The sequence below is a fragment of the Bacillus sp. FJAT-50079 genome, from assembly GCF_018343515.1.
GTDB lineage: Bacteria > Bacillota > Bacilli > Bacillales > Bacillaceae_C > Lederbergia.
Map to the genome: position 1 here is coordinate 381202 of NZ_JAGYPD010000004.1, position 23095 is coordinate 404296.

Consider the following 23095-nt stretch of genomic DNA (forward strand, 5'->3'; position numbering starts at 1 on the left):
TGTCTACATTCATTTTTAAGTGAATATTTGAAGGGAAATTCTTCGCCTGGTCGAAAGCGCCTATCAGCCTCGGCATGAGTTAAAGCAACGACAGATCTGAGCGTCTGTCAACATGCTGAAGCACCTCTATTTCGTGTAAACATAGGAAGAAATGCTTGTTTTTTGTTCACTGATACCTGCTTGAACGAGATGATGAATGACCTTTGTGCGATAATAGGAATCTTTTAAAACATTGACGTCTTTCGTGGATGAAACAAAGAAAGAATAATAGTTTGTAGCAGAACCAATAAAAAGTACATTCACCCATTGTCCCTTACCAGAATCCCAACGTTCTAAGTACATATCAACGGAAATTCGATCAACAGGTCGATATGCTCTTGTGTCAGCGCTCACTCGCACCTTTGTACTTGAAAGGGCCTGAATCGTTGATTGACCACTCATGAAATATTGTGAGGCTAATATTTGATAATCATTTGCTGTGCTTCCAGTCCCAATGGTAAGATCATTCGGTGGAGGCTCGAGTGCCCAACTATGATTCGTAAAAAAACTAGTTGTTATCATAAGGAAAGTGATAGATAATAATGCTATTCTTTTAAACATTGCATCCTACCTCTCTATTATCGTTATTATTGGAATAGACGGTAGAAACGAATAAAAAGGTTCCAATAATCGATAAAAAGAGTTCGACAAACTTCGAGCAGGTTTGGCACTTGATTTTTGTAAGTAAAGTTGGGACAATGAATGAAAAATGTGGAGGGGTGTAAGGGAACATGATGAAGAGGGAGCTTTTGCAGCATGATACAGAGGTCGTTGCTCAATTGGAGAAAGATCTCCGTTACATATCGGTGATTATTAAGCAGAAAGGTCGCGAGCTTTTGACAGATTACGCGATTACACCTCCACAATTTATTGCGTTGCAGTGGTTGTTTGAAGAAGGGGATATGACAATCGGGGAACTATCCAATAAAATGTATCTAGCATGCAGCACAACTACAGATTTAATTGATAGAATGGAAAAAAAGGAACTTGTCATGCGTGTCCGTGATCCGAAAGATCGCCGTGTGGTAAGAATTCATTTATTGGAAATTGGTAAAAAAATTATTGATGAAGTCATTCAAAAACGGCAGAAATATTTACATGATATACTTGTTGATTTTTCCGCCGATGAAGTAATGAATTTAAAAGAACATTTATCTAGACTTCATCACGATATGCGAAAAGGATGAGGCGGTTCATTTGGAACAAGCAATAGGTGTTATTGACTCTGGAGTCGGCGGTTTAACGGTTGCCAAAGAAATTATGCGGCAAATGCCGAATGAGACTATTTATTATGTTGGGGATACTGCTCGTTGTCCATACGGGCCAAGATCTGAACATGAGGTAAGAAAGTTTACGTGGCAAATGGCCGACTTTTTACTTAAAAAAAACATAAAAATGCTCGTCATTGCTTGCAATACGGCAACAGCCGTCGTATTGGAAGAAATGCGTTTTTATTTAAATATTCCGGTCATTGGTGTGATTTCTCCAGGTTCACGCGCTGCTTTAAAAGCAACAGAAAATAAACGAATTGGCATTCTTGGTACAATTGGGACGATTAATAGCAAGGCGTATGTTCGCGAGTTGAAATTGATCAATCGCCAAGTGGAAGTCGTGCAATTAGCTTGCCCGAAATTTGTACCAATTGTAGAGAGCTTCGAATATCAAAGCAATGTGGCAAAAAAAGTCGTGGCGGAAACATTGAAGCCTTTGCAAAACAGTGGGATCGATACACTTGTACTCGGCTGCACGCATTATCCTTTACTTGGTCCGATCATTGAACAGGTGATGGGTTCACAGGTGAAGGTCATAAGCTCAGGAGAAGAAACAGCCCAAGAAGTAAGTACAATTTTAGATTTTGAAAAAATATTGAAAACATCCAAAAAACCTCCGGAACATATTTTTTATACATCGGGTTCACGAGCAATTTTTTCACGAATTGCAACGGATTGGTTGCAGGAAGAAACATTACGCATTGAGTTTGCTAGGTTGAATACGATCGAAAAGCCAGCAAATGTTTAACTTGAATCAGTAGAAGCTCTTAAGTAGTGGAGTGCTTTGTAAATAAAAGAGAATTCAAACTCCGTATACATGACACTTCGCCTTCGGTACAAAAAGATATACTGAATCAAGGTAAGTACTCTGGCTGATACCACAGTTCTTTCAAGTAAGCTCGAAAAAATATGGACGCAATTACGCCGAGGTATAAAGGATTATTAATATGAAGATTTCAAAAAACAGCCCTTTCGGCTGTTTTTTTTATTCAAGCGGTCTATTTTCTACTGAGGGCTCGTATACATGTACAAACTGTCTTAGGAGGGGTACAAACATGGCAAAACGTACGTATGCGACCGCTACGGTAGTCATCGCCGCCACATGTATTATTTCAGCTGGTTGCGGTCTCTTCGGAAAGGAGAAAGAAAAGCTTGATCCGCCGAAGGTAGTCACACAATTAAAAGAAGGTGAACAGCTCGATGCTTCTCCTGATACAGAAACGTCGGGAGAAGAAGCCGCAAAAACAGTCATGACGGATCTTTACTTCATTGACCAAAATGGATATGTTGTTTCGCAAACTTTAGCATTGCCAATGACAGAAGGTCCTGCAAAACAAGCGTTGGAATATTTAGTTGCCGATGGAAAAGTAATGGATATATTGCCAAATGGATTTAGAACTGTTTTACCAGCAGGGACAGAAGTGGATGTAGATATTAAAGACGGAAAAGCAATTGTGAATTTTTCCGAGGAGTTTGGAGAGTACGCAGCGGAAGATGAGAAGAAAATACTTGAAGCTGTGACATGGACGTTAACCCAATTTGATTCAGTGAAATCAGTCGAGCTTCGGGTAAATGGTTATAAATTAGAGGAAATGCCTGTCAATGGTACACCGATAAACGAAAATGGATTAACACGGGAGGTTGGTATTAATACCGGATATTCTGATACAGTTGATCTAACAAATACACGGCCTTTAACAGTCTATTATTTATCACAAGGAGTCGGAGAATATTATTATGTTCCTGTCACTGAACGTGTTTCTAATAAAATGAAGGATGATTTAACAGCAACGGTCAATGAGCTGATTGAAGGACCTGGTCTGCAAACTGGCTTGATCAGTGGATTAAGTTTAATGAGTGATTTAAAGCTTTTGGAAGATCCTACAATGGACGATGAAGGTGTGGTTACACTGAACTTTAACGAAGCCGTCATGGCTGGAAATGAGGAAAACGTCATTTCTAATGAAGTGCTACAATCGCTCGTCCTTTCCTTAACGGAACAAGCCGGAGTGGAAAGTGTCTCTGTTTTAGTGAACGGGAAATCAGAGCTTGTCAATGAGGATGGGGAAGCATTAACCGCTCCAGTGACGCGTCCTGAAAAAATAAATGTTGGTAGTTTTTAAAAAAGAAAGATTTGTTATAATATAAAGGAAACTGAAGAGGCTGGCATAACGCCACCTCTTCTTCATTTTGAGGAGGGCATTCAATGCGTCATGATGGAAGAGAAGCAAATAAATTAAGACGAATACATATTGAACCGAATTATTTAAAACATCCTGAGGGATCTGTATTAATTACTGTTGGAGATACGAAGGTCATTTGTACTGCAAGTATTGAGGAACGTGTCCCTCCATTTATGCGCGGAGAAGGAAAAGGGTGGATTACAGCCGAATATGCGATGCTTCCACGGGCGACGGGTACACGAAATATAAGGGAATCTTCCAAAGGAAAAGTATCGGGGCGGACAATGGAAATCCAGCGATTGATCGGAAGAGCGCTTCGGGCAGTTGTTGATCTTGAAGTAATTGGGGAAAGAACGGTTTGGATTGATTGTGATGTGATCCAAGCGGACGGCGGGACGAGAACAGCATCGATAACAGGGGCCTTTGTCGCTATGACGATTGCATTAGCAAAGCTTTATCATGAGAAAAAATTGGCGCGTTTCCCTGTGAACGATTTCCTCGCTGCGGCAAGTGTCGGAATGCTGGAGGAAGTGGGCGTTGTACTTGATCTTGATTATATTGAAGATAGCAGCGCATTAGTTGATATGAATATCGTGATGACAGGTGCGGGACAATTTGTCGAGTTGCAAGGGACTGGAGAAGAAGCAACATTTAATGGAACGGAACTTCAAGAATTGCTTGCTGTTGCAGAAGCAGGGATTGCTGAATTAATTTCAACGCAAAAATCAACGCTAGGTGAGATTACAACCTTGATTGAGGGGGAAAGAAAGTGAAGAGAGCTGTATTCATCGCAACGAAAAACAAAGGAAAGGCGGATGAATTTGCTGCTCTATTCGCCCCATATGGTGTGGAAGTAAAGACGTTGCTTGATTTGCCAAGCCTGCCAGATATTGCTGAAACAGGCATGACATTTGAAGAAAATGCCATATTAAAAGCGGAAGGAATTTCCAAGCTGACGAATGAAATCGTCATTGCAGATGATTCAGGACTGATCATTGATGAGCTTGATGGAATGCCGGGCATTTATTCTGCCAGATATGCTGGCGAAGAAAAAAATGATGAAGCGAATATTGACAAAGTACTAACGGAAATGAAAGAGGTCCCGGAAGAAAAGCGGACGGCTCGTTTTTATTGTGCGCTTGCAATCGCTGGACCTAATATTGAAACTGAAACAGTCAATGGAATATGCGAAGGAATGATATTGCCAGAGCGTAAAGGAGCAAACGGCTTTGGATATGATCCGGTTTTTTACTCTTTATCTGCTAAAAAATCGATGGCAGAGTTAACGAGTGAAGAAAAAAATCAACTTAGTCATCGAGCGTTCGCTCTGAAAAACCTTCAACCGCTCGTAGATAAATATTTTAGCAAGAGGTGATGAACAGTGAAACTGCTTATCGTTAGCGACAATCATGGCGATCGCACGGTATTGAAAAAACTTCATGATAAATACATCAATGAAGTTGATGCAATGATTCATTGTGGGGATTCGGAATTGCCTGCGGATGATCCGGCACTTGCACAATTTTCTGTTGTAGGAGGAAATTGTGACTTAGACGCACGGTTTTCGGATGAGCTATCGTTGGATGTAAAGGGTACTACGGTGTATGTGGCTCACGGGCATCTCCTACAAATTAAATCAACATTATTAAACATTGCCTATCGGGCAAAAGAAGTGGGGGCAAGCATCGCCTGCTTTGGCCATTCACATTTGCTTGGGGTAGAACTGTTGGATGACATTCTTTTTCTCAATCCAGGTAGTATTTCACTTCCGCGTGGGGGAAATGATAAAACGTATGCACTTGTCGAGTTGAATAACGATGTTTGGCACGTCCGTTATTTAAATGATCATCATGAACAAGTAATTTATAAAACATTTGAAAGATGAAAAAGGCTGGGACGTAATAAATTGATCAATTCCGAAGGCGAACAAATCCATACCATGGCGTAGATTCATGTGGGAAGAAAGGCATCGTTGAGAACTAGCAGTGCGTGTTTAAGGAACGAAGCCTAAATTCGCCACATCGGATGGCAACGGCTCCGTAGCCAGTATCCTGTTGACCCGAGTCTCAACAGCCGCTCGCGGAAAGTCGATAATATTTCCGGAGCGAGTTATTTGCAGTTGTTTGGCGTTCGTATTTTGATTTGATCAAAAACTTCTGTCCCAGCTTCTTTAGGCTTAAATGATCATTGGGAAAAATTCAAACGTTTGTGTTTATCCAAAATAAATCATGGTCTTCATTAACAAAGCAGGACATTGAACTTATTGCAGGAATTTCATCCTGTTGATCCTCGCAGCAACAGAAATCTCCCTCAACTCACCGCATCTATTTCTTCGAAAAAGCACGGAATCACATATTTATTTGGCATGCCCGAAATGATCATCATGAAAAAAATGAAACGTTATTGACAAGATGAAAATGCGTGACTATAATAAAAACTGTTATTAGCTATTAAGTCCCAGTAGCTCAGCTGGATAGAGCAACAGCCTTCTAAGCTGTGGGTCGGGCGTTCGAATCGCTCCTGGGACGCCATTTAACTTTAACCTTAAGATAAATCATTTGTTTTATACCCTGAAATGCTATTACAGCACATTCAGGGTATTTTTCTTTTTTCCACAAATGTTAGTTGGATTTTTTTGTCTTTTATCCTGTCGTTTGATACACTAATTTCGATTATAATAAAGATGGGCGGTTTTGCGATGAAAAAAGATCAGCATGATCAAGACGCAAACAAAATCATCCTTTTTCCAGGGTTAAAGGAACGCCTGTATGAAAAAGGAATCGCACATATGGAAAAGCACGATTTCGAAAAGGCAATCGACTTATTAAGCCAAGCGAAAGAAATGGATTCGCAAAATCCCGACATTTCCACCGCTTTAGTTGTGGCACTCTATGAAAACAATGAGTTAAAAGAGTCGAGGGGGTTAGCGGAGGAGCTTTTACATGAAGGAATTGGCGATTATTATGAAATTCTAGACATTTATTTAATGATATTAATTCAATTAAATGAACATGAGCATGTTGTTGCAACGATTGAAGCACTCTTTGAAGAGAGGGAAGTGCCAGCGGAAAAAGAGGAGCATTTTCATACTTTGCTCGGCTTAAGTGAAAAAGTGATGCAAGGCGGAAGTGAAGAAGAGGAGCGACAGGCTACTGTTCACATCCCATTTGCGAACGCAGGTAATTTGGAAGAACAAACAATATTCCTTGGTAGTCTTGCCGATAAAAATATTCATCCGTATTTAGATTCGTTAATTCACATGTTAGCAGATGACCAAACACATCCATTTTTACAAACGATTGTATTAAATGTGCTTCGTGAAAATAAAATTGAAAAGAAAGTTAAAGTATGTAAACTCGAATTAAGAAACGATTTTATTCCAGCTGCATTGCCGCCACTTGATGAGATGCCCGCACTGGCATTGATTTTATCCGAGCTTACGGACCAACTTGACGACCATAATCCTGTACTGTTAGAGCAATTAAAGGTCATTATCGAACGACATGCGTTTATCATGTACCCATTTGAGCTGAATCACATGGATCCGAGTATTTGGGCACTAGCTTATCGAAAAATGGGCTATGAAATGTATGGAGAGGAATGGGATGATAAGAAGATGGCTACCATTTATGATGTAGATCCTCTCGATATTCAACACGCTTCAGCATTTCTCGATTATTTAGAGCAAATTTCTTCGCCAATCATATAGTTCTTTGAAAGCTTACAAAGCTATGTTATAATATAATGGTTATGCTGCACCGTTAAGGATTGGAAAAACGGTTCATACAATACATACAAGGCGGATTGCCCGCTAAAAAATGTAGATTAAAGATTAATATATATTGTTGGAGGTAATGATATGTCAGCAAAGTGGGAAAAGTTAGAGGGGAACACAGGTGTCCTAACTGTTGAGGTTGACGCTGAAAAAGTGAAAACAGGTCTCGACGCCGCGTTCAAAAAAGTATCCAAGCAGGTAAACATTCCTGGATTCCGTAAAGGAAAAATCCCTCGTGGTATGTTTGAACAACGTTTTGGTGTGGAAGCATTATACCAAGACGCATTAGATATTCTTTTACCTGAAGCATATTCATCTGCAATCGAAGAAACAGGCATTGAGCCAATTGATCGTCCTGAAATTGATATCGAGCAAATGGAAAAAGGAAAAGAATTAATCTTCAAAGCAACTGTACAAGTAAAGCCAGAAGTAAAACTTGGTGATTATAAAGGGCTTGAAGTGGAAAAGCTAAACACAGAAGTAACAGACGAAGATGTGGCTGAGGAATTAAAAACACTTCAAGAACGTCAAGCTGAGCTTGTGATTAAAGAAGAAGGCGCTGTTGCAGACGGCGACACAGTTGTCATTGATTTTGAAGGGTTTGTTGATGGAGAGGCGTTTGAAGGTGGAAAATCTGAAAACTATTCTCTAGAAATTGGTTCTGGTTCTTTCATCCCTGGATTCGAAGAGCAATTAGTTGGTCTTGAGGCTGGAGCGGAGAAAGACATCGAGATAACATTCCCAGAAGAATATCATGCAGCGGAGCTTGCAGGAAAACCAGCAACATTTAAAGTAAAGCTTCATGAAATTAAAACGAAAGAGCTTCCTGAGCTTGATGATGAATTTGCGCAAGATGTAGACGAGGAAGCTGAAACATTAGAAGAACTAAAAACAGCGATTAAAGAACGTTTAACAAAAAGTAAAGAAAGTGAAGCAGAGCAAAAAACTCGCGATTCTTTAGTGGATCAAGCAACAGCGAACGCAGAAATTGACCTTCCTGAAATTATGGTTAATAATGAAGTAGATCGCATGATGCAAGAATTCGAGCAACGTTTGCAAATGCAAGGGATGAACCTTGAACTTTACTTCCAATTCTCTGGACAAGAGGAAGAAGCGCTTCGTGAACAAATGAAAGAAGATGCGGAGAAACGTGTTCGCATGAATCTGACACTTGAAGCAATCGCGGCAGCTGAAAACCTAGAAGCAGATGAAGAAACAGTAAATGAAGAATTAAATAAGATGGCAGAAATGTACAATATGCCTGCTGAAGAGATTCAAAAATTACTTGGCGGCAGCCTTGATAACTTAAAGGCAGATTTAAAAGTTCAAAAAGCAGTTGAGTTTCTTGTTGAAAACAGCAAGACAAAGGAATAAACACTAACATAAAATTAACATATCAAACATAAAGTAAAACAAGGCACAGAACTACTCGTGCCTTGTTTTGTACAAGTAATTACATAATTGAGCTTGGCTTTTTGAACAACGCAAAATGATGGTTATTTATTGGAATTGTATGCTACAATGCAATACATAACTATTTGTCATCGTGATGATGCAAGAGTTAGTTATTTAAAGGGGTGAAAACATTGTTTAAGTTTAACGAAGAAAAAGGGCAGTTGAAATGTTCTTTTTGTGGTAAAACTCAAGATCAGGTACGCAAGTTAGTTGCAGGCCCTGGTGTATATATATGTGATGAATGTATTGAGCTATGCACTGAAATTGTTGAGGAAGAGCTAGGGACAGAAGAAGAAGTTGAGTTTAAGGACGTACCAAAGCCGCGCGAAATCCGTGAAATTTTACGTGAATACGTCATCGGACAAGATGAAGCGAAAAAATCGTTAGCGGTTGCAGTATATAACCACTATAAACGTATCAATTCGAACAGTAAAATCGACGATGTAGAGTTGGCGAAAAGTAATATTTGTCTAATTGGACCAACTGGTAGCGGGAAAACATTGCTCGCGCAAACGCTTGCGAGAATTTTAAATGTACCGTTTGCTATCGCTGATGCAACGTCATTAACTGAAGCAGGCTATGTTGGTGAAGACGTTGAAAATATTTTACTGAAATTAATCCAAGCTGCCGATTATGATGTAGAAAAGGCGGAAAGAGGAATTATTTATATCGATGAAATCGATAAAGTTGCTCGCAAATCAGAGAACCCTTCGATTACACGCGATGTCTCAGGTGAAGGTGTACAACAAGCATTATTGAAAATTCTTGAAGGTACGGTTGCTAGCGTACCTCCACAAGGTGGACGTAAACATCCTCATCAAGAATTCATTCAAATCGACACAACAAATATTCTGTTCATCTGCGGTGGTGCCTTTGATGGCGTTGAGCAAATCATTAAGCGTCGTCTTGGCCAAAAGGTGATTGGCTTTGGATCTGAGCAGCAGCAAGAGGAAACAGACGATAAAGGTCTATTAATGAAAATCCTTCCAGAAGATTTGCTTCGCTTCGGTCTTATTCCGGAATTCATCGGACGCTTGCCGGTCATCGCTAGCCTTGAACAGCTTGATGAAGAAGCGCTCGTTGATATTTTGACGAAGCCGAAAAATGCGCTGATTAAGCAATATCAAAAGATGATCGAATTGGACGATGTTGAGCTTGAGTTTGAAGACGATGCTCTTAGAGAAATCGCGAAAAAAGCGATTGAAAGAAAAACGGGAGCACGTGGATTACGCTCGATTATTGAAAGCATCATGCTTGATATCATGTTCGATCTTCCATCACGTGATGATATTAAAAAATGTGTCATTACAAAGGAAGCTGTTACAGACGAAAAGCCGCCAAAACTCATCTTAGAGGACGGCACAATCGTTAAAGGGACCGAAAAAACATCTGCATAATGAATGATGACCCCAGAGCATCTTGCTCTGGGGTTTTCGTCGTTATATAGGAAAGTATATCTTTAATATTACAATTATTAATGCTATATCAGTTGAAATAAATAACGAACATAAAATGCGGAGAGTAAACATCGTTGATTTCCGTTCCAGACGGCCGTTTTCCGGGGCGGACGATGCAACAGGCTGTTGGTCACGAAGCCGTTGCCACACGATGTGGTGACTTAAGGCTTCGTTCCTTAAAAATCTTGTCCTGCGGCGACTCGCTCATCTCCCAGGAGTAGCAGCCTTTCACTCCAATCAACTAGGTATCCGTCTGTAAAAAACAATTATAAGGATCGTCTTTATTTCAACTTATATAGTGAATTTTTGACTAGCTTAAGCGGAAAACGACTAGCTATACAAGCCTCTTTATCTTGATTAGGGGAGAGCACTTCGTTCGTTTGGTACTTCATTTAATGGACAGACAAAGCAGTATTTTTGGAAAATCGATAAGGCCACGCCTAAAGGACAGAGATCGCTGCTTATTGGAAAACCTGTCTAAAAGACCACGTCTAAAGGACAGAGATCGTTGCTTATTAGAAAAACTGTCTATAAGGCCAACGCTTAAAGGACAGAGATCGCTGTTTTTTAGAAAGTTTGTCTATAAGGCTGCGTCTAAAGGACAGAGCTCGCTGCTTTTTAGAAAATTTGTCGATAAGGCCACGCCTAAAGGACAGAGCTCGCTGCTTTTTGGAAAATCTGTCTATAAGACCAGCTCTAAAGGACAGAGATCGCTGTTTTTTAGAAAATTTGTCTATAAGGCTGCGTCTAAAGGACAGAGCTCGCTGCTTTTTAGAAAATTTGTCTATAAGGCCACTCCTAAAGGACAGAGATCGCTGTTTTTTAGAAAATTTGTCTATAAGGCTGCGTCTAAAGGACAGAGATCGCTGCTTTTTAGAAAATTTGTCTATAAGGCCACGCCTAAAGGACAGAGATCGCTGCTTTTTAGAAAATTTGTCTATAAGACCAGCTCTAAAGGACAGAGATCGCTGCTTTTTAGAAAATTTGTCGATAAGGCCACGCCTAAAGGACAGAGATCGCTGCTTTTTGGAAAATCTGTCTATAAGACCAGCTCTAAAGGACAGAGATCGTTACTTTTTAGAAAGTCTGTCTATAAGCTAGCATCTAATTGCCTGCAACCGCCGCTTTTCTTGTGTTTTGCCCAAAGCCAAGGCACTTACTCAAAACACATTTTGCATTCTGCTTAATGTAGAAAAACGAGTTGAGGCCAATAAACCTTTTCGTTTATTCCAAACGATCCGGGGAGATACTAGCACATATATTGCAAAAATGTGCTGGAGGGATACGGATGAATTGGACGATTATTATCTTATTTGTACAGTTGTTTTTTGGAGTTGTTATAGGGTTATACTTTTTTAATTTGCTTAGCAATCAACGCTCACAAAAAGTAACAATCGATCGTGAATCAAAAAAGGAAATGGAACGGTTAAGAAAGTTAAGAGGGATTACGTTATCCGAGCCGCTTGCAGAACGGGTACGTCCCGCAAGCTTTGAAGACATTGTTGGTCAAGTGGATGGGATCAAGGCGCTTAAAGCCGCTTTATGTGGCCCAAATCCGCAGCATGTCCTTATTTATGGACCGCCGGGAGTCGGGAAAACAGCGGCAGCGAGACTCGTTCTAGAAGTGGCCAAAAGAAATCAACGTTCTCCTTTTAAGCAAGATGCTGTTTTTATTGAACTTGATGCGACAACAGCGAGATTTGATGAACGAGGAATTGCAGATCCGCTCATTGGTTCGGTGCATGATCCGATATATCAAGGGGCAGGCGCGATGGGGCAAGCAGGAATTCCACAGCCCAAGCCAGGTGCTGTATCAAATGCTCATGGAGGTGTCCTGTTTATTGATGAAATTGGGGAATTGCACCCAATCCAAATGAATAAAATGCTTAAAGTATTAGAAGACCGCAAAGTATTTTTGGAAAGTGCTTATTATAGTGAAGAAAACACACAAATCCCAACGCATATACATGATATTTTTAAACGGGGCTTACCGGCTGATTTTCGTTTGATTGGTGCAACAACGAGAACACCAAATGAAATTCCTCCAGCGATTCGATCACGCTGTATGGAAGTGTTTTTTCGTGAGTTAGACCAGCATGAGGTGGAATCAATTGCTAGAAACGCGGCTGGGAAGGTGGAGCTAAAAGTGAGTGACAAAGGGATTTCAACATTGGCGATGTATGCACGAAATGGGCGAGAAGCAGTGAATATGATGCAAATTGTTGCGGGGCTCGCGATTACTCAAAATCGTGATTATATACGTGAAGAAGATATTGAATGGATGATTCGTTCGAGTCAACTTACTCCGCGCTATGAGATGAAGGTTGCGGAAAAATCAGAAATTGGCGTTGTTAACGGACTGGCGGTCACGGGTCCAAATAGTGGAATGCTGCTTGGAATTGAAGTGATCGTGTTACCAAGTAAAAGCAACGGTTCGATTACGATTACTGGCATTATCGAGGAGGAAAGCATCAATGGTCAAGGGAAATCGGTAAGAAGAAAAAGTATGGCAAAAGGGTCGGTTGAAAATGTTATTACCGTTTTACGAACAATGGGTGTTCCGGCAAACCAATATGATATTCATGTTAATTTTCCTGGTGGTGTTCCAATTGATGGTCCATCAGCTGGAATTGCGATGGCGGTCGGTATTTATTCAGCGATTTATAAAGTTCCGATTAAGCATACCGTCGCGATGACAGGAGAAATTGGCATTCACGGAGATGTGAAACCGATTGGAGGCGTTTTTTCAAAAGTAAAAGCAGCAAAATATGCCGGAGCAACGGCCGTTATTATTCCATTAGACAATATGCAAGCAAGCTTACAGGAAGGGATCGGAATTGAGATTATCCCTGTAAAAAAATTAGAAGAGGTTTTCGCACATGCCTTTACGACAAACATCAATCATGACATGTTATTTTCGACACGAATCGATTCGTCGAGCAAGAAAACCGTGTAAAAGTGTATCTTCCGAATAAGAGCGATGCCTGTTTCTCGACAGCGAACGGCACAATAAGCTAAAATTGAAAACAAGGACCTATGAGGAAAGTGTGAAAGAGTAATTTTGCACGGGGTATTTTGGAGGTGTACAAAAATGAAGGAAGAAAAAGAGCAGAACGTGCCTTTGTTACCGCTGCGAGGAATGCTTGTTTTTCCGACGATGGTGTTGCATCTTGATGTTGGGAGAGAGCAGTCAGTCCAGGCATTGGAGCAGGCGATGATGTCGGATCATTTCATTTTTTTAACAACGCAAAAAGATGTTTCGGTTGATTTACCCGGACAAGATGATGTGTATGAAATGGGGACATTAACAAAAGTGAAGCAAATGCTCAAGCTTCCGAATGGAACGATTCGTGTGCTTGTTGAAGGGATCTCAAGAGCGAAATTACAAACGTTTATCGATCAAGGAACGTATGTAGCGGCAAGCTTACAATTATTTGAAGATGAAAGTAAAATCGATATAGAAATCCAAGCGTTAATGAGAACGATGCTTGAGTATTTTGAACAGTATATTAAGCTTTCGAAAAAGATATCTGCGGAAACATTCGCAACTGTTGCCGATATTGAAGAGCCAGGAAGAATGGCAGATATTATCGCTTCCCATTTGCCGTTACGTCTTCAAGATAAACAAGAGATTCTTGAAATAACAAATGTGAAACAGCGGATTAGTAAAGTAATTGATATTATTCATAATGAAAGAGAAGTCCTTCAATTAGAGAAAAAGATTGGTCAACGTGTCAAGCAGTCAATGGAAAGAACGCAAAAAGAATATTATTTGCGTGAACAAATGAAGGCGATCCAAAAAGAGCTAGGCGACAAAGAAGGAAAGACGGAAGAAGTTGCAGAACTAGCTAAAAAAATTGAAAAAGCAGGCATGCCAAAACAAGCGAAAAAAACAGCCTTAAAAGAGCTTGATCGTTATGAAAAAATCCCCGCAACATCGGCGGAAAGTTCCGTCATTCGCACTTATATTGATTGGCTCGTTTCTTTGCCTTGGAAAAAATCAACAAAGGACGATTTAAATATTCATAAGGCCGAAAAAATACTTGAGCGTGATCATTATGGACTAGAGAAAGTGAAGGAGCGTGTGCTCGAATATTTAGCGGTGCAGCAGTTAACGAAATCGCTAAGAAGTCCGATCCTTTGTCTTGTTGGACCACCAGGAGTTGGGAAAACAAGCTTAGCTCGTTCAATCGCCGAATCGATGGGGCGGAACTTTGTACGTATTTCCTTAGGCGGTGTTCGAGATGAATCAGAAATTCGCGGTCATCGCAGAACGTATGTAGGAGCCATGCCTGGTCGGATTATCCAAGGAATGAAAAAAGCTGGAACGATCAACCCTGTATTTTTATTGGATGAGATCGATAAAATGTCGAATGATTTTCGGGGCGATCCTTCGTCAGCGATGCTTGAAGTACTTGATCCAGCGCAAAATAGTACATTTAGCGACCATTATATTGAGGAAACATTCGATTTATCGAAAGTGATGTTTATCGCAACTGCGAATGATTTAGCATCGATCCCAGGTCCGTTACGAGATCGAATGGAAGTCATTACCATTGCTGGATATACAGAGCTTGAAAAAATTCATATTGGTAAAGATCATATGCTCCCGCGGCAAATTACTGAGCATGGCTTAACGCGCAGTCAATTGCAAATAAAGGAAGAAGCATTAAAGAAATTAGTCCGCTATTATACACGTGAAGCAGGTGTTCGTGAATTGGACCGTCAGCTTGCTGCCATTTGTCGTAAAGCAGCCAAATTGATTGTTTCCAATGAGAAAAAACGCGTCATCGTGACAGAGAAATTATTAGAGGAATTGCTTGGCAAGCCGAAATATAGCTACGGGCAAGCTGAAGTGGAAGATCAAGTTGGCGTCGCAACAGGACTCGCTTATACGGCCGTTGGCGGCGACACATTGCAAATTGAAGTCTCACTCTCCCCTGGAAAAGGGAAGCTTGTCCTAACCGGGAAACTTGGAGATGTAATGAAGGAATCTGCACAGGCGGCCTTTAGTTTTGTACAGTCGAAAGCGGAGGAACTAAAATTAGATTCGGATTTTCATGAAACATGTGACGTGCATATCCACGTTCCAGAAGGCGCAGTGCCAAAAGATGGACCATCTGCCGGGATTACAATCGCAACCGCTCTTGTTTCCGCTTTAACGGGCAGAGCGATACGCAAAGAGGTTGGTATGACCGGAGAAATTACGTTACGTGGGCGAGTGCTGCCGATTGGCGGCTTAAAGGAAAAGTCGCTTAGCGCTCATCGTGCCGGGTTAAAGATCATTATTATGCCGAAAGAAAATGAAAAAGACATTGACGATATTCCTGATAGTGTAAGGGATGATTTAACATTCGTTCCAGTCTCACATATGGATGAAGTCTTGGCAACAGCATTGGTAGGTGAAAAACATGAAGGTGCATAATGCTGAACTTGTTATTAGTGCAGTAAAACCGGAGCAATATCCAAATGAAGAGGGACTGGCAGAGTTTGCGCTAGCAGGGCGCTCAAACGTTGGGAAATCATCTTTTATAAATAAAATGATTAACCGTAAAAGCTTGGCACGAACATCTTCCAAGCCGGGAAAAACACAAACATTGAACTTTTACAAAATTGAAGAGGCATTATATTTTGTCGATGTTCCTGGATATGGATTTGCTAAAGTATCGAAGCGAGAAAGAGAAGCGTGGGGAGCGATGATTGAGACGTATTTTACAACCCGTGAGGAACTTTGTGCGGTCTTGCAAATTGTAGATTTACGTCATCCTCCGACGAAAGACGATATTATGATGTATGATTTTTTAAAGCATTATGATATTCCGTGCATTGTCATCGCAACGAAAGCAGATAAAATTCCGCGTGGAAAATGGGATCAGCACGTAAAGGTGCTAAAGAAAAATCTTGACCTCGTCAAGGAAGATGAGATCATCGTATTCTCTTCCGAAACAGCAGAAGGAAAAGATAAGGCGTGGAACGCACTGAAAAAGTGGATGAAATAAAATGAAAAGCAGGTGAAACTAACCTGCTTTTCATTTTATCGTTTCCGATGAAAAAAGATAAAATAAGCGCCAATTACAATAAAGAGATAAGGCCATATGCTTGTAATAAATGAGAGATTGTGTCCTCTTTCCGCTGCCCAGTTTGTTAAGCTGTCAAAAAAGAGGATAAAGACGGCGGCAATGAGAAATAATCCGCCTTGAATGAGTCCCTTGCCTGTTTTTACATAGGATAGCAATAATCCTAAGGCGAGTACTAATAAAAAGATCCCTGTATGATCGGGCCAAATGTCGAGATGATGAATGAGATGGAAGTGGACACCAATTCCTGTAATTACCACTCCAGGTAAAATGGCATCATAATCTTTTCCGACATATGCTTGTAATAAAAAACCAATGCCGACGATGAGTAATAGCGACGGCCATGTGTATAATTCAGATAAGAACATCACATGATAATGCTGCAATAAAAAATAAATACCAAAACCAATAAAAATACATCCAGATAGAAGTGTTTGTTTTTTCACTGTTTCTCCCGCCTATCTCGTTCCTTGAATTCCAATAATGAATTTGATATGTTGATGATAACATATATCTTTCATGATCTGTTCACATCTTTATTAGAATTCTTCTAATCTGGCATGTTATAATAGCTACATGAGGAATCATTTTGGAGGTGCCTAATTATTTATGCACATCATCGTTGTCGGGTTAAATTATAAAACAGCTCCGGTTGAAATAAGAGAACGTCTTGCGTTTACGGAGGCGATTTTGCCGGAAGCCATGTCATCATTAAAAAATAAAAAAAGCATTCTTGAAAATTTTATTGTTTCTACTTGTAATCGAACAGAAGTGTATGCAGTTGTTGATCAGCTCCATACAGGCCGATATTATATTAAAGAGTTTTTATCAGAATGGTTTCAAATTGATCCAGCGGAATTTGTTGACCATTTATTTATCTATGAACATGAAGCGGCCATCAAGCATTTATTCAAAGTGACGTGCGGGCTAAATTCCATGGTACTTGGAGAAACGCAAATTCTGGGACAAGTACGGACAAGCTTTGTGCAAGCACAGGATAATGGAACGATTGGAACGGTCTTTAATCAATTAGTTCGCCAGGCATTAACATTAGCTAAACGAGCACATTCTGAGACGGATATTGGTGCAAATGCGGTTTCTGTTAGTTATGCAGCAGTGGAATTGGCGAAAAAAGTTTTTGGCGATTTGAAAAACAAACATGTACTTGTCATTGGTGCGGGGAAAATGGGGGAGCTTGCCATTCAAAATTTATATTCGAATGGGGCGACGAAAGTTTCGGTCATTAATCGTACATTTGAAAAAGCTCAATCCCTTGCCGAGCGGTTCGAAGGACATGCGAAATCTCTCCAAGAATTACAATGTGCGATTATGGATGCTGATATTGTTATCAGCTCTACGGGAGCACGTGGCTATGTTGTCGAAAAGGATATGCTGGCCATGATGGAGAAAATGCGCAAAGGTCGTCCGCTTTTCTTAGTAGATATCGCTGTCCCGAGAGATTTGGATCCGGCCATTTCAGAATTAGAAAGTGCCTTCCTATATGATATTGACGACTTGGAAGACATTGTTCAGGCAAATCTTGAAGAGCGCCAAATTGCTGCGGAAAAAATCATGCAGATGATCGAAATAGAATTAGCGGAATTCAATGATTGGGTGAATATGCTCGGTGTTGTTCCAGTTATTTCTGCTTTACGTGAAAAAGCATTATCGATTCAAGCGGAAACAATGAAAAGCATTGAAAACAAACTTCCCCATTTATCAGAACGAGATAAAAAAGTGTTAAATAAACATACGAAAAGTATTATTAATCAATTATTAAAAGATCCAATTTTACAAGTGAAGGAACTTGCTGGTGAGCCGCAAGCAGCAGAGAAAATAGCCCTCTTTAAGCAGATTTTCGAATTGGAAGAGAAGGTTGACTCGCCGGAAAAGGATGCAAGTCCAAAAACAATGAAAATAGGGGCATCAATGCCATCTATTCAAGCATAGAGGAAATGAACGATGGTTGAGTTTATTGTAGCGAAATTACCGGAGCTCGTCATTCTCATATATGCTGTTTCGATCATGCTTTACTTTATTGACTTTATTGATCAAAATCGGAAGGCGAATCAACTTGCCTTCCGGTTACTTTCAATTGTTTGGATTCTTCAAACAATTTTTTTGTTTCTTTACATGATTCAAACGGGCAGATTTCCAGTGCTCACCCTTTTTGAAGGGCTTTATTTTTATACGTGGGTACTGATTACGTTCTCACTCGCCATTCATAAAATTTACCGTGTTGATTTTACTGTGTTTTTTACAAATGTAGTCGGATTTACTGTGATGGCGATTCATGCCTTTGCGCCGATCCAACGACCATCAGAAACATTGGCGGAACAACTCGTATCTGAACTTTTATTCATTCATATTACGATGGCTATTTTATCGTATGGGGCATTTACGTTATCGTTTGTATTCTCCATCCTTTACTTATTGCAATACAAATTATTAAAGGAGAAAAAATGGAAGAAAAAGCTTTGGCGTTTGAGTGATTTGGCGAAACTGGAGAAGATGTCCTATGTATTAAATATTATTGGGCTACCAATGCTGTTATTAAGTTTAATTCTTGGGCTTCAATGGGCGATTATTAAACTTTCGATTTTGCCATGGTATGATCCAAAAATTATTAGTTCGTTTCTTTTATTTATTGTATACAGTTTGATCTTATACTTGCATCGAAAAAAAGAATTGTTTGGCAGAAGACTTGCTACATGGAATACAGCAGCCTTTTTAATTATTTTGATTAATTTCTTTTTAGTTAGTCGACTATCTTCATTCCATGGATGGCATTAAAACCATGTTCGGGAGGCATATAAATTGAGAAAAATCGTGATCGGTTCACGTAGAAGTGAATTGGCTTTGACACAAACATATTGGGTAAAAGAACAACTTGAGAAACTTGGCGTTCCATTTGAGTTTGAAGTGAAAGAAATCGTAACAAAAGGAGATCGCATCCTTGACGTCATGCTATCAAAAGTTGGTGGTAAAGGCTTGTTTGTGAAAGAAATTGAACAAGCAATGCTTGATGGAGAAATTGATATGGCGGTTCATAGCATGAAAGATATGCCTGCTCAACTTCCTGAAGGTTTGACCATCGGTTGCATTCCTGAGCGTGAAGATGTCAGGGACGTACTTATTTCTAAAGGAAATAGAAAATTAGAGGATTTACCTACTGGGGCAATCATCGGAACGAGCAGTTTAAGAAGAAGTGCTCAACTATTAGCAGAGCGTCCTGATCTTGAAATTAAATGGATTCGTGGCAATATTAATACGCGATTAAGCAAGCTTGAAAATGAAGACTATGATGCGATCATCTTAGCAGCCGCTGGAATTAAACGAATCGGTTGGGAAAAGGATATTATCACTGAATATCTCGATCCGCTTACGTACATTCCTGCGATCGGACAAGGCGCGCTTGCAATTGAATGCCGGGAAGATGATTATGAGCTTCTTCAGGAGCTAAATAAATTAATGTCAAAACAAACAGCACTTGCTGTTGAAGCAGAGCGTGTCTTTTTAGATCAAATGGATGGGAGCTGCCAAGTGCCCATCGCTGGCTATGCAAGCATCAATGCAAATGATCAAATCGAATTAACAGCGCTGATTGCCTCACCGGACGGAAAAACAAAGTATAAGGAAAAAATCGTCGGAAAAAATCCAGAAGCAGTCGGAAAAAAAGCGGCGGAAATTTTATCGGCGCAAGGGGCAAAAGCATTAATTGATCAAGTGAAAGAAGAGATGGACAATGAGTAATTTGCCCTTACAAGGCAAGCATGTGCTCATTACGAGAGGCGGTGATCGAGGCGAGAAGTTTTGCGTGGACATCGCAACCGCCGGCGGAATCCCGTACATGGTTCCACTCATTGATTTTCGTCCGCATGATGATATAAATGCTGCTGCCTTTATTCATCAACTCCCTGAATATGATTGGATTATTTTTACGAGCAAAAATGGGGTTGATTATTTCTTTACTCATATCCGTCATGTGGTTGACATTGCACATTTAAAAAACAGTGCGGTTCGATTTGCGGTTGTTGGTGAGAAAACGAAGGAAGCGCTCGATCGTTACAATCTTGATTCGCGCTTTATGCCGAGTGTGTATACAGCTGAAGATTTTGCACGTGAATATTTTACGCAAGATGTACAGGCGAAAAAAGTACTGATACCAAAAGGAAACTTGGCGAGCAAAACGATTGCGGAAAGCTTTCGTGCTCATGGCATCGTCGCTCATGAATGGATTGTTTATGACACCTACTATCCAAAGAAAGAAACGAGCAAGCTTGTTGACTTATTAAAGGATGATCGGCTTCATGTCGCCGCATTTACAAGCCCATCGACGTTCAATCATTTTATGGAAATTGTCAAAAAGCATCGCTTACAGGAACATGCGAAAAAGCTTCTGATTGCCACGATTGGAACGGTGACAAAGCGAACGGTCGAGCAAGAAGGATATGAGGTACATATTTGTCCTAATAAATTTACAATTGATTCGATGTTTACGGAAATTTGTCAGTATTTTACTGAATTGGAGAGGAATGAATAATATTGGATATGGGTCAATTTAAACGTCATCGCCGTTTGCGCCAATCGGCGGGAATGAGAGCGATCGTCCGTGAAACGCATTTGCGTCCAGAAGACTTTATTTACCCACTATTTATTGTCGAAGGGGAAAATCAAAAAAATGAAGTGGCTTCCATGCCTGGTGTTTTTCAACTTTCACTTGATTTATTAAAAGAAGAAATCGAGGAAATTGTTGCCCTTGGGATTAAAGCGGTCATTTTATTCGGTGTTCCAAATGAAAAGGATGAGTGTGGCACTGGAGCGTACGATCATCACGGCATCGTTCAAGAGGCAACAAGAGAAATTAAAAAGCATCAGCCTGAATTGCTTGTTGTTGCAGATACATGCCTATGCGAGTATACCGATCATGGCCATTGCGGTATCATTGAAAATGGGGAAGTGCTGAATGATCCGAGTCTTGAATTGCTTGTGAAAACAGCGATTAGTCAAGCGGAAGCTGGAGCAGATATTATTGCCCCATCGAATATGATGGATGGCTTTGTTGCGGCGATTAGAAAAGGGTTGGATGAAGCAGGGTTCGAGCATATTCCAATTATGTCGTATGCGGTCAAATATTCGTCCGCTTTTTATGGACCATTCCGTGATGCGGCTAATAGTGCACCGCAATTCGGCGATCGAAAAACATATCAAATGGATCCGGCGAATCGGATGGAGGCGCTCAGGGAAGCGGAGTCAGATATGGAAGAAGGCGCGGATTTTCTAATCGTAAAGCCAGCCCTCTCGTATCTTGATATTATTCGTGATGTGAAAAATCACTACAATGCTCCGATTGTAGCTTACAATGTGAGTGGAGAGTATTCGTTGATTAAAGCCGCTGCTTTAAATGGCTGGATCGATGAAAAGGCAATCGCACTGGAAAAACTTACGAGCATTAAAAGAGCAGGTGCTGATTTAATTATTACGTATTTTGCTAAAGATGCCGCAAGATGGCTGAAAGAATCGAACTAAGGGATGGAGGAGTGTTATTATGCGTTCGTATGAAAAATCAAAAGCAGCTTTTAAAGAAGCTGTTACATTGCTCCCTGGAGGCGTAAACAGTCCAGTTCGTGCATTTAAGTCGGTTGACATGGATCCGATTTTTATGGAAAAAGGAAAAGGTGCTCGAATTTTTGATATTGATGGCAATGAGTATATCGACTATGTTTTATCATGGGGACCACTTATTTTAGGCCATGCGAATGATCAAGTTGTTGAGGGGATTAAAAAAGTAGCCGAACAAGGAACTAGCTTTGGCGCACCAACAGAAATTGAAAATAAACTAGCGAAGCTCGTTGTCGAACGGGTTCCATCTATCGACATCGTTCGAATGGTGTCATCTGGAACAGAAGCAACGATGAGTGCATTGCGACTTGCTCGCGGCTACACTGGTCGAAATAAAATTTTGAAATTTGAAGGATGCTATCACGGACATGGCGATTCCCTATTAATTAAAGCTGGCTCAGGCGTAGCAACACTTGGTTTACCCGATAGCCCTGGTGTTCCAGAAGGAGTCGCTAAAAATACAATTACAGTGCCGTACAATGATTTAGAAAGCGTGCGCTATGCGTTTAAAGAGTTCGGTGAAGATATTGCCGGTGTCATTGTTGAGCCAGTTGCAGGCAATATGGGGGTCGTTCCACCACAACCAGGATTCTTGGAAGGTTTGCGTGAAATAACAAGTGAATACGGCGCATTGCTTATTTTTGATGAAGTAATGACAGGATTCCGTGTTGATTATACATGTGCACAAGGCTATTTCGGGGTAACACCAGATCTTACTTGCTTAGGAAAAGTCATTGGCGGTGGCTTACCTGTCGGTGCGTACGGCGGAAAAGCGGAGATTATGGAACAAATTGCTCCAAGTGGCCCAATCTATCAAGCTGGAACATTGAGCGGAAACCCACTCGCAATGACTGCCGGATATGAAACATTGATTCAATTAACACCGGAAACGTATAAAGAGTTTAATCGCAAAGCCGATTTGCTTGAGGCGGGATTAAAGAAAGCGGCTGAAAAATATAGCATTCCACATACAATCAATCGTGCAGGCTCAATGGTTGGCATTTTCTTCACAAATGAAGATGTGTATAATTATGAACAAGCAAAAACGTCCGACCTGCAATTATTTGCGAACTATTACAGAGAAATGGCAAATAATGGCGTCTTTTTACCGCCTTCACAATTTGAAGGATTATTTTTATCAACTGCACATACAGATGCAGACATTGAAGCAACCATCGAAGCAGCGGAAAAAGCATTCGCAACCATTCGTGCTTAA

The 23095-nt window shown here is 40.4% G+C and carries 21 protein-coding genes and 1 tRNA gene; 20 read left to right on the forward strand and 2 right to left on the reverse strand.

What is annotated here, in order from left to right:
• Window positions 1-126 precede the first annotated feature (126 nt).
• The gene (locus KHA95_RS12715) at window positions 127-600 is read right to left on the reverse strand and encodes a DUF6147 family protein (protein WP_213137878.1); all 474 of its coding nucleotides are present in this window, start codon (window positions 598-600) and stop codon (window positions 127-129) included.
• A gap of 170 nt (window positions 601-770) precedes the next feature.
• Here KHA95_RS12715 and KHA95_RS12720 point away from each other — a divergent pair, with 170 nt between their 5' ends.
• From KHA95_RS12720 to yihA, 14 genes are all read left to right on the forward strand, one after another.
• Window positions 771-1226 carry a MarR family winged helix-turn-helix transcriptional regulator gene (locus tag KHA95_RS12720; RefSeq protein ID WP_249316857.1) on the forward strand — a complete coding sequence of 152 codons (456 nt, stop codon included), beginning with the start codon at window positions 771-773 and terminating at the stop codon, window positions 1224-1226.
• A 10-nt stretch (window positions 1227-1236) separates the two neighbouring features.
• The gene (racE, locus tag KHA95_RS12725) at window positions 1237-2058 is read left to right on the forward strand and encodes a glutamate racemase (RefSeq protein WP_213137879.1); all 822 of its coding nucleotides are present in this window, start codon (window positions 1237-1239) and stop codon (window positions 2056-2058) included.
• Window positions 2059-2365: 307 nt separating this feature from the next.
• Window positions 2366-3433: a GerMN domain-containing protein gene (locus tag KHA95_RS12730; RefSeq protein WP_213137880.1), complete on the forward strand. Its 1068-nt coding sequence runs from the start codon at window positions 2366-2368 to the stop codon at window positions 3431-3433.
• 83 nt (window positions 3434-3516) lie between these two features.
• Window positions 3517-4266 carry a ribonuclease PH gene (rph, locus tag KHA95_RS12735; protein ID WP_213137881.1) on the forward strand — a complete coding sequence of 250 codons (750 nt, stop codon included), beginning with the start codon at window positions 3517-3519 and terminating at the stop codon, window positions 4264-4266.
• On the forward strand, window positions 4263-4868 hold the full coding sequence (locus KHA95_RS12740; RefSeq protein WP_213137882.1) for an XTP/dITP diphosphatase: 606 nt from the start codon (window positions 4263-4265) through the stop codon (window positions 4866-4868). Before rph ends, KHA95_RS12740 begins: the two co-directional genes overlap by 4 nt.
• 6 nt (window positions 4869-4874) lie before the next feature.
• Complete coding sequence (locus tag KHA95_RS12745) at window positions 4875-5378, forward strand: metallophosphoesterase (protein WP_213137883.1); 504 nt, start codon at window positions 4875-4877, stop codon at window positions 5376-5378.
• Window positions 5379-5947: 569 nt separating this feature from the next.
• Window positions 5948-6024 (forward strand) — tRNA-Arg (locus tag KHA95_RS12750).
• 167 nt (window positions 6025-6191) lie between these two features.
• A complete protein-coding gene (locus tag KHA95_RS12755) occupies window positions 6192-7202 on the forward strand; it encodes a tetratricopeptide repeat protein (RefSeq protein WP_213137884.1) in 1011 nt (336 codons plus the stop codon).
• 150 nt (window positions 7203-7352) lie between these two features.
• Entirely contained in the window at window positions 7353-8642 is a 1290-nt protein-coding gene (gene tig / locus KHA95_RS12760) for a trigger factor (protein ID WP_213137885.1), read from the forward strand.
• A 212-nt stretch (window positions 8643-8854) separates the two neighbouring features.
• A complete protein-coding gene (clpX, locus tag KHA95_RS12765; protein WP_213137886.1) occupies window positions 8855-10120 on the forward strand; it encodes an ATP-dependent protease ATP-binding subunit ClpX in 1266 nt (421 codons plus the stop codon).
• Window positions 10121-10560: 440 nt separating this feature from the next.
• On the forward strand, window positions 10561-11367 hold the full coding sequence (locus tag KHA95_RS12770; protein WP_213137887.1) for a hypothetical protein: 807 nt from the start codon (window positions 10561-10563) through the stop codon (window positions 11365-11367).
• Between the two features lie 101 nt (window positions 11368-11468).
• On the forward strand, window positions 11469-13136 hold the full coding sequence (gene lonB / locus KHA95_RS12775; protein WP_213137888.1) for an ATP-dependent protease LonB: 1668 nt from the start codon (window positions 11469-11471) through the stop codon (window positions 13134-13136).
• A gap of 135 nt (window positions 13137-13271) precedes the next feature.
• Window positions 13272-15605: an endopeptidase La gene (gene lon / locus KHA95_RS12780; RefSeq protein ID WP_213137889.1), complete on the forward strand. Its 2334-nt coding sequence runs from the start codon at window positions 13272-13274 to the stop codon at window positions 15603-15605.
• Window positions 15592-16179 (forward strand): ribosome biogenesis GTP-binding protein YihA/YsxC, encoded by a 588-nt coding sequence (gene yihA / locus KHA95_RS12785; protein WP_213137890.1) that lies wholly within the window; start codon window positions 15592-15594, stop codon window positions 16177-16179. The genes lon and yihA overlap by 14 nt, the downstream gene beginning before the upstream one ends.
• A 35-nt stretch (window positions 16180-16214) precedes the next feature.
• Here yihA and KHA95_RS12790 read toward each other — a convergent pair whose 3' ends face one another.
• The gene (locus tag KHA95_RS12790; RefSeq protein WP_213137891.1) at window positions 16215-16703 is read right to left on the reverse strand and encodes a LiaI-LiaF-like domain-containing protein; all 489 of its coding nucleotides are present in this window, start codon (window positions 16701-16703) and stop codon (window positions 16215-16217) included.
• Between the two features lie 163 nt (window positions 16704-16866).
• Here KHA95_RS12790 and hemA point away from each other — a divergent pair, with 163 nt between their 5' ends.
• The 6 genes from hemA to hemL are packed head-to-tail and all read left to right on the forward strand — an operon-like array spanning window position 16867 to window position 23095.
• Window positions 16867-18207 carry a glutamyl-tRNA reductase gene (gene hemA, locus KHA95_RS12795; RefSeq protein WP_213137892.1) on the forward strand — a complete coding sequence of 447 codons (1341 nt, stop codon included), beginning with the start codon at window positions 16867-16869 and terminating at the stop codon, window positions 18205-18207.
• A gap of 12 nt (window positions 18208-18219) precedes the next feature.
• Window positions 18220-19050, forward strand: coding sequence for a cytochrome c biogenesis protein (locus tag KHA95_RS12800; RefSeq protein ID WP_213137893.1), 831 nt, complete (start codon window positions 18220-18222; stop codon window positions 19048-19050).
• 24 nt (window positions 19051-19074) lie between these two features.
• Window positions 19075-20010 carry a hydroxymethylbilane synthase gene (gene hemC, locus KHA95_RS12805; protein ID WP_213137894.1) on the forward strand — a complete coding sequence of 312 codons (936 nt, stop codon included), beginning with the start codon at window positions 19075-19077 and terminating at the stop codon, window positions 20008-20010.
• The gene (locus KHA95_RS12810) at window positions 20003-20800 is read left to right on the forward strand and encodes a uroporphyrinogen-III synthase (protein WP_213137895.1); all 798 of its coding nucleotides are present in this window, start codon (window positions 20003-20005) and stop codon (window positions 20798-20800) included. The genes hemC and KHA95_RS12810 overlap by 8 nt, the downstream gene beginning before the upstream one ends.
• 8 nt (window positions 20801-20808) lie before the next feature.
• Window positions 20809-21786 (forward strand): porphobilinogen synthase, encoded by a 978-nt coding sequence (hemB, locus tag KHA95_RS12815; RefSeq protein WP_481748445.1) that lies wholly within the window; start codon window positions 20809-20811, stop codon window positions 21784-21786.
• Between the two features lie 19 nt (window positions 21787-21805).
• Window positions 21806-23095, forward strand: a complete 1290-nt coding sequence (gene hemL, locus KHA95_RS12820) for a glutamate-1-semialdehyde 2,1-aminomutase (RefSeq protein WP_213137897.1) — start codon at window positions 21806-21808, stop codon at window positions 23093-23095.

Coding starts and splice junctions, on each gene's coding strand:
- KHA95_RS12715 (WP_213137878.1), bottom strand. CDS start 600: ATGTTTAAAAGAATAGCATTATTATCTATCACTTTCCTTATGATAACA.
- KHA95_RS12720 (WP_249316857.1), top strand. CDS start 771: ATGATGAAGAGGGAGCTTTTGCAGCATGATACAGAGGTCGTTGCTCAA.
- KHA95_RS12730 (WP_213137880.1), top strand. CDS start 2,366: ATGGCAAAACGTACGTATGCGACCGCTACGGTAGTCATCGCCGCCACA.
- rph (WP_213137881.1), top strand. CDS start 3,517: ATGCGTCATGATGGAAGAGAAGCAAATAAATTAAGACGAATACATATT.
- KHA95_RS12755 (WP_213137884.1), top strand. CDS start 6,192: ATGAAAAAAGATCAGCATGATCAAGACGCAAACAAAATCATCCTTTTT.
- tig (WP_213137885.1), top strand. CDS start 7,353: ATGTCAGCAAAGTGGGAAAAGTTAGAGGGGAACACAGGTGTCCTAACT.
- lonB (WP_213137888.1), top strand. CDS start 11,469: ATGAATTGGACGATTATTATCTTATTTGTACAGTTGTTTTTTGGAGTT.
- lon (WP_213137889.1), top strand. CDS start 13,272: ATGAAGGAAGAAAAAGAGCAGAACGTGCCTTTGTTACCGCTGCGAGGA.
- yihA (WP_213137890.1), top strand. CDS start 15,592: ATGAAGGTGCATAATGCTGAACTTGTTATTAGTGCAGTAAAACCGGAG.
- hemA (WP_213137892.1), top strand. CDS start 16,867: ATGCACATCATCGTTGTCGGGTTAAATTATAAAACAGCTCCGGTTGAA.
- KHA95_RS12800 (WP_213137893.1), top strand. CDS start 18,220: ATGGTTGAGTTTATTGTAGCGAAATTACCGGAGCTCGTCATTCTCATA.
- KHA95_RS12810 (WP_213137895.1), top strand. CDS start 20,003: ATGAGTAATTTGCCCTTACAAGGCAAGCATGTGCTCATTACGAGAGGC.
- hemB (WP_481748445.1), top strand. CDS start 20,809: ATGGGTCAATTTAAACGTCATCGCCGTTTGCGCCAATCGGCGGGAATG.
- hemL (WP_213137897.1), top strand. CDS start 21,806: ATGCGTTCGTATGAAAAATCAAAAGCAGCTTTTAAAGAAGCTGTTACA.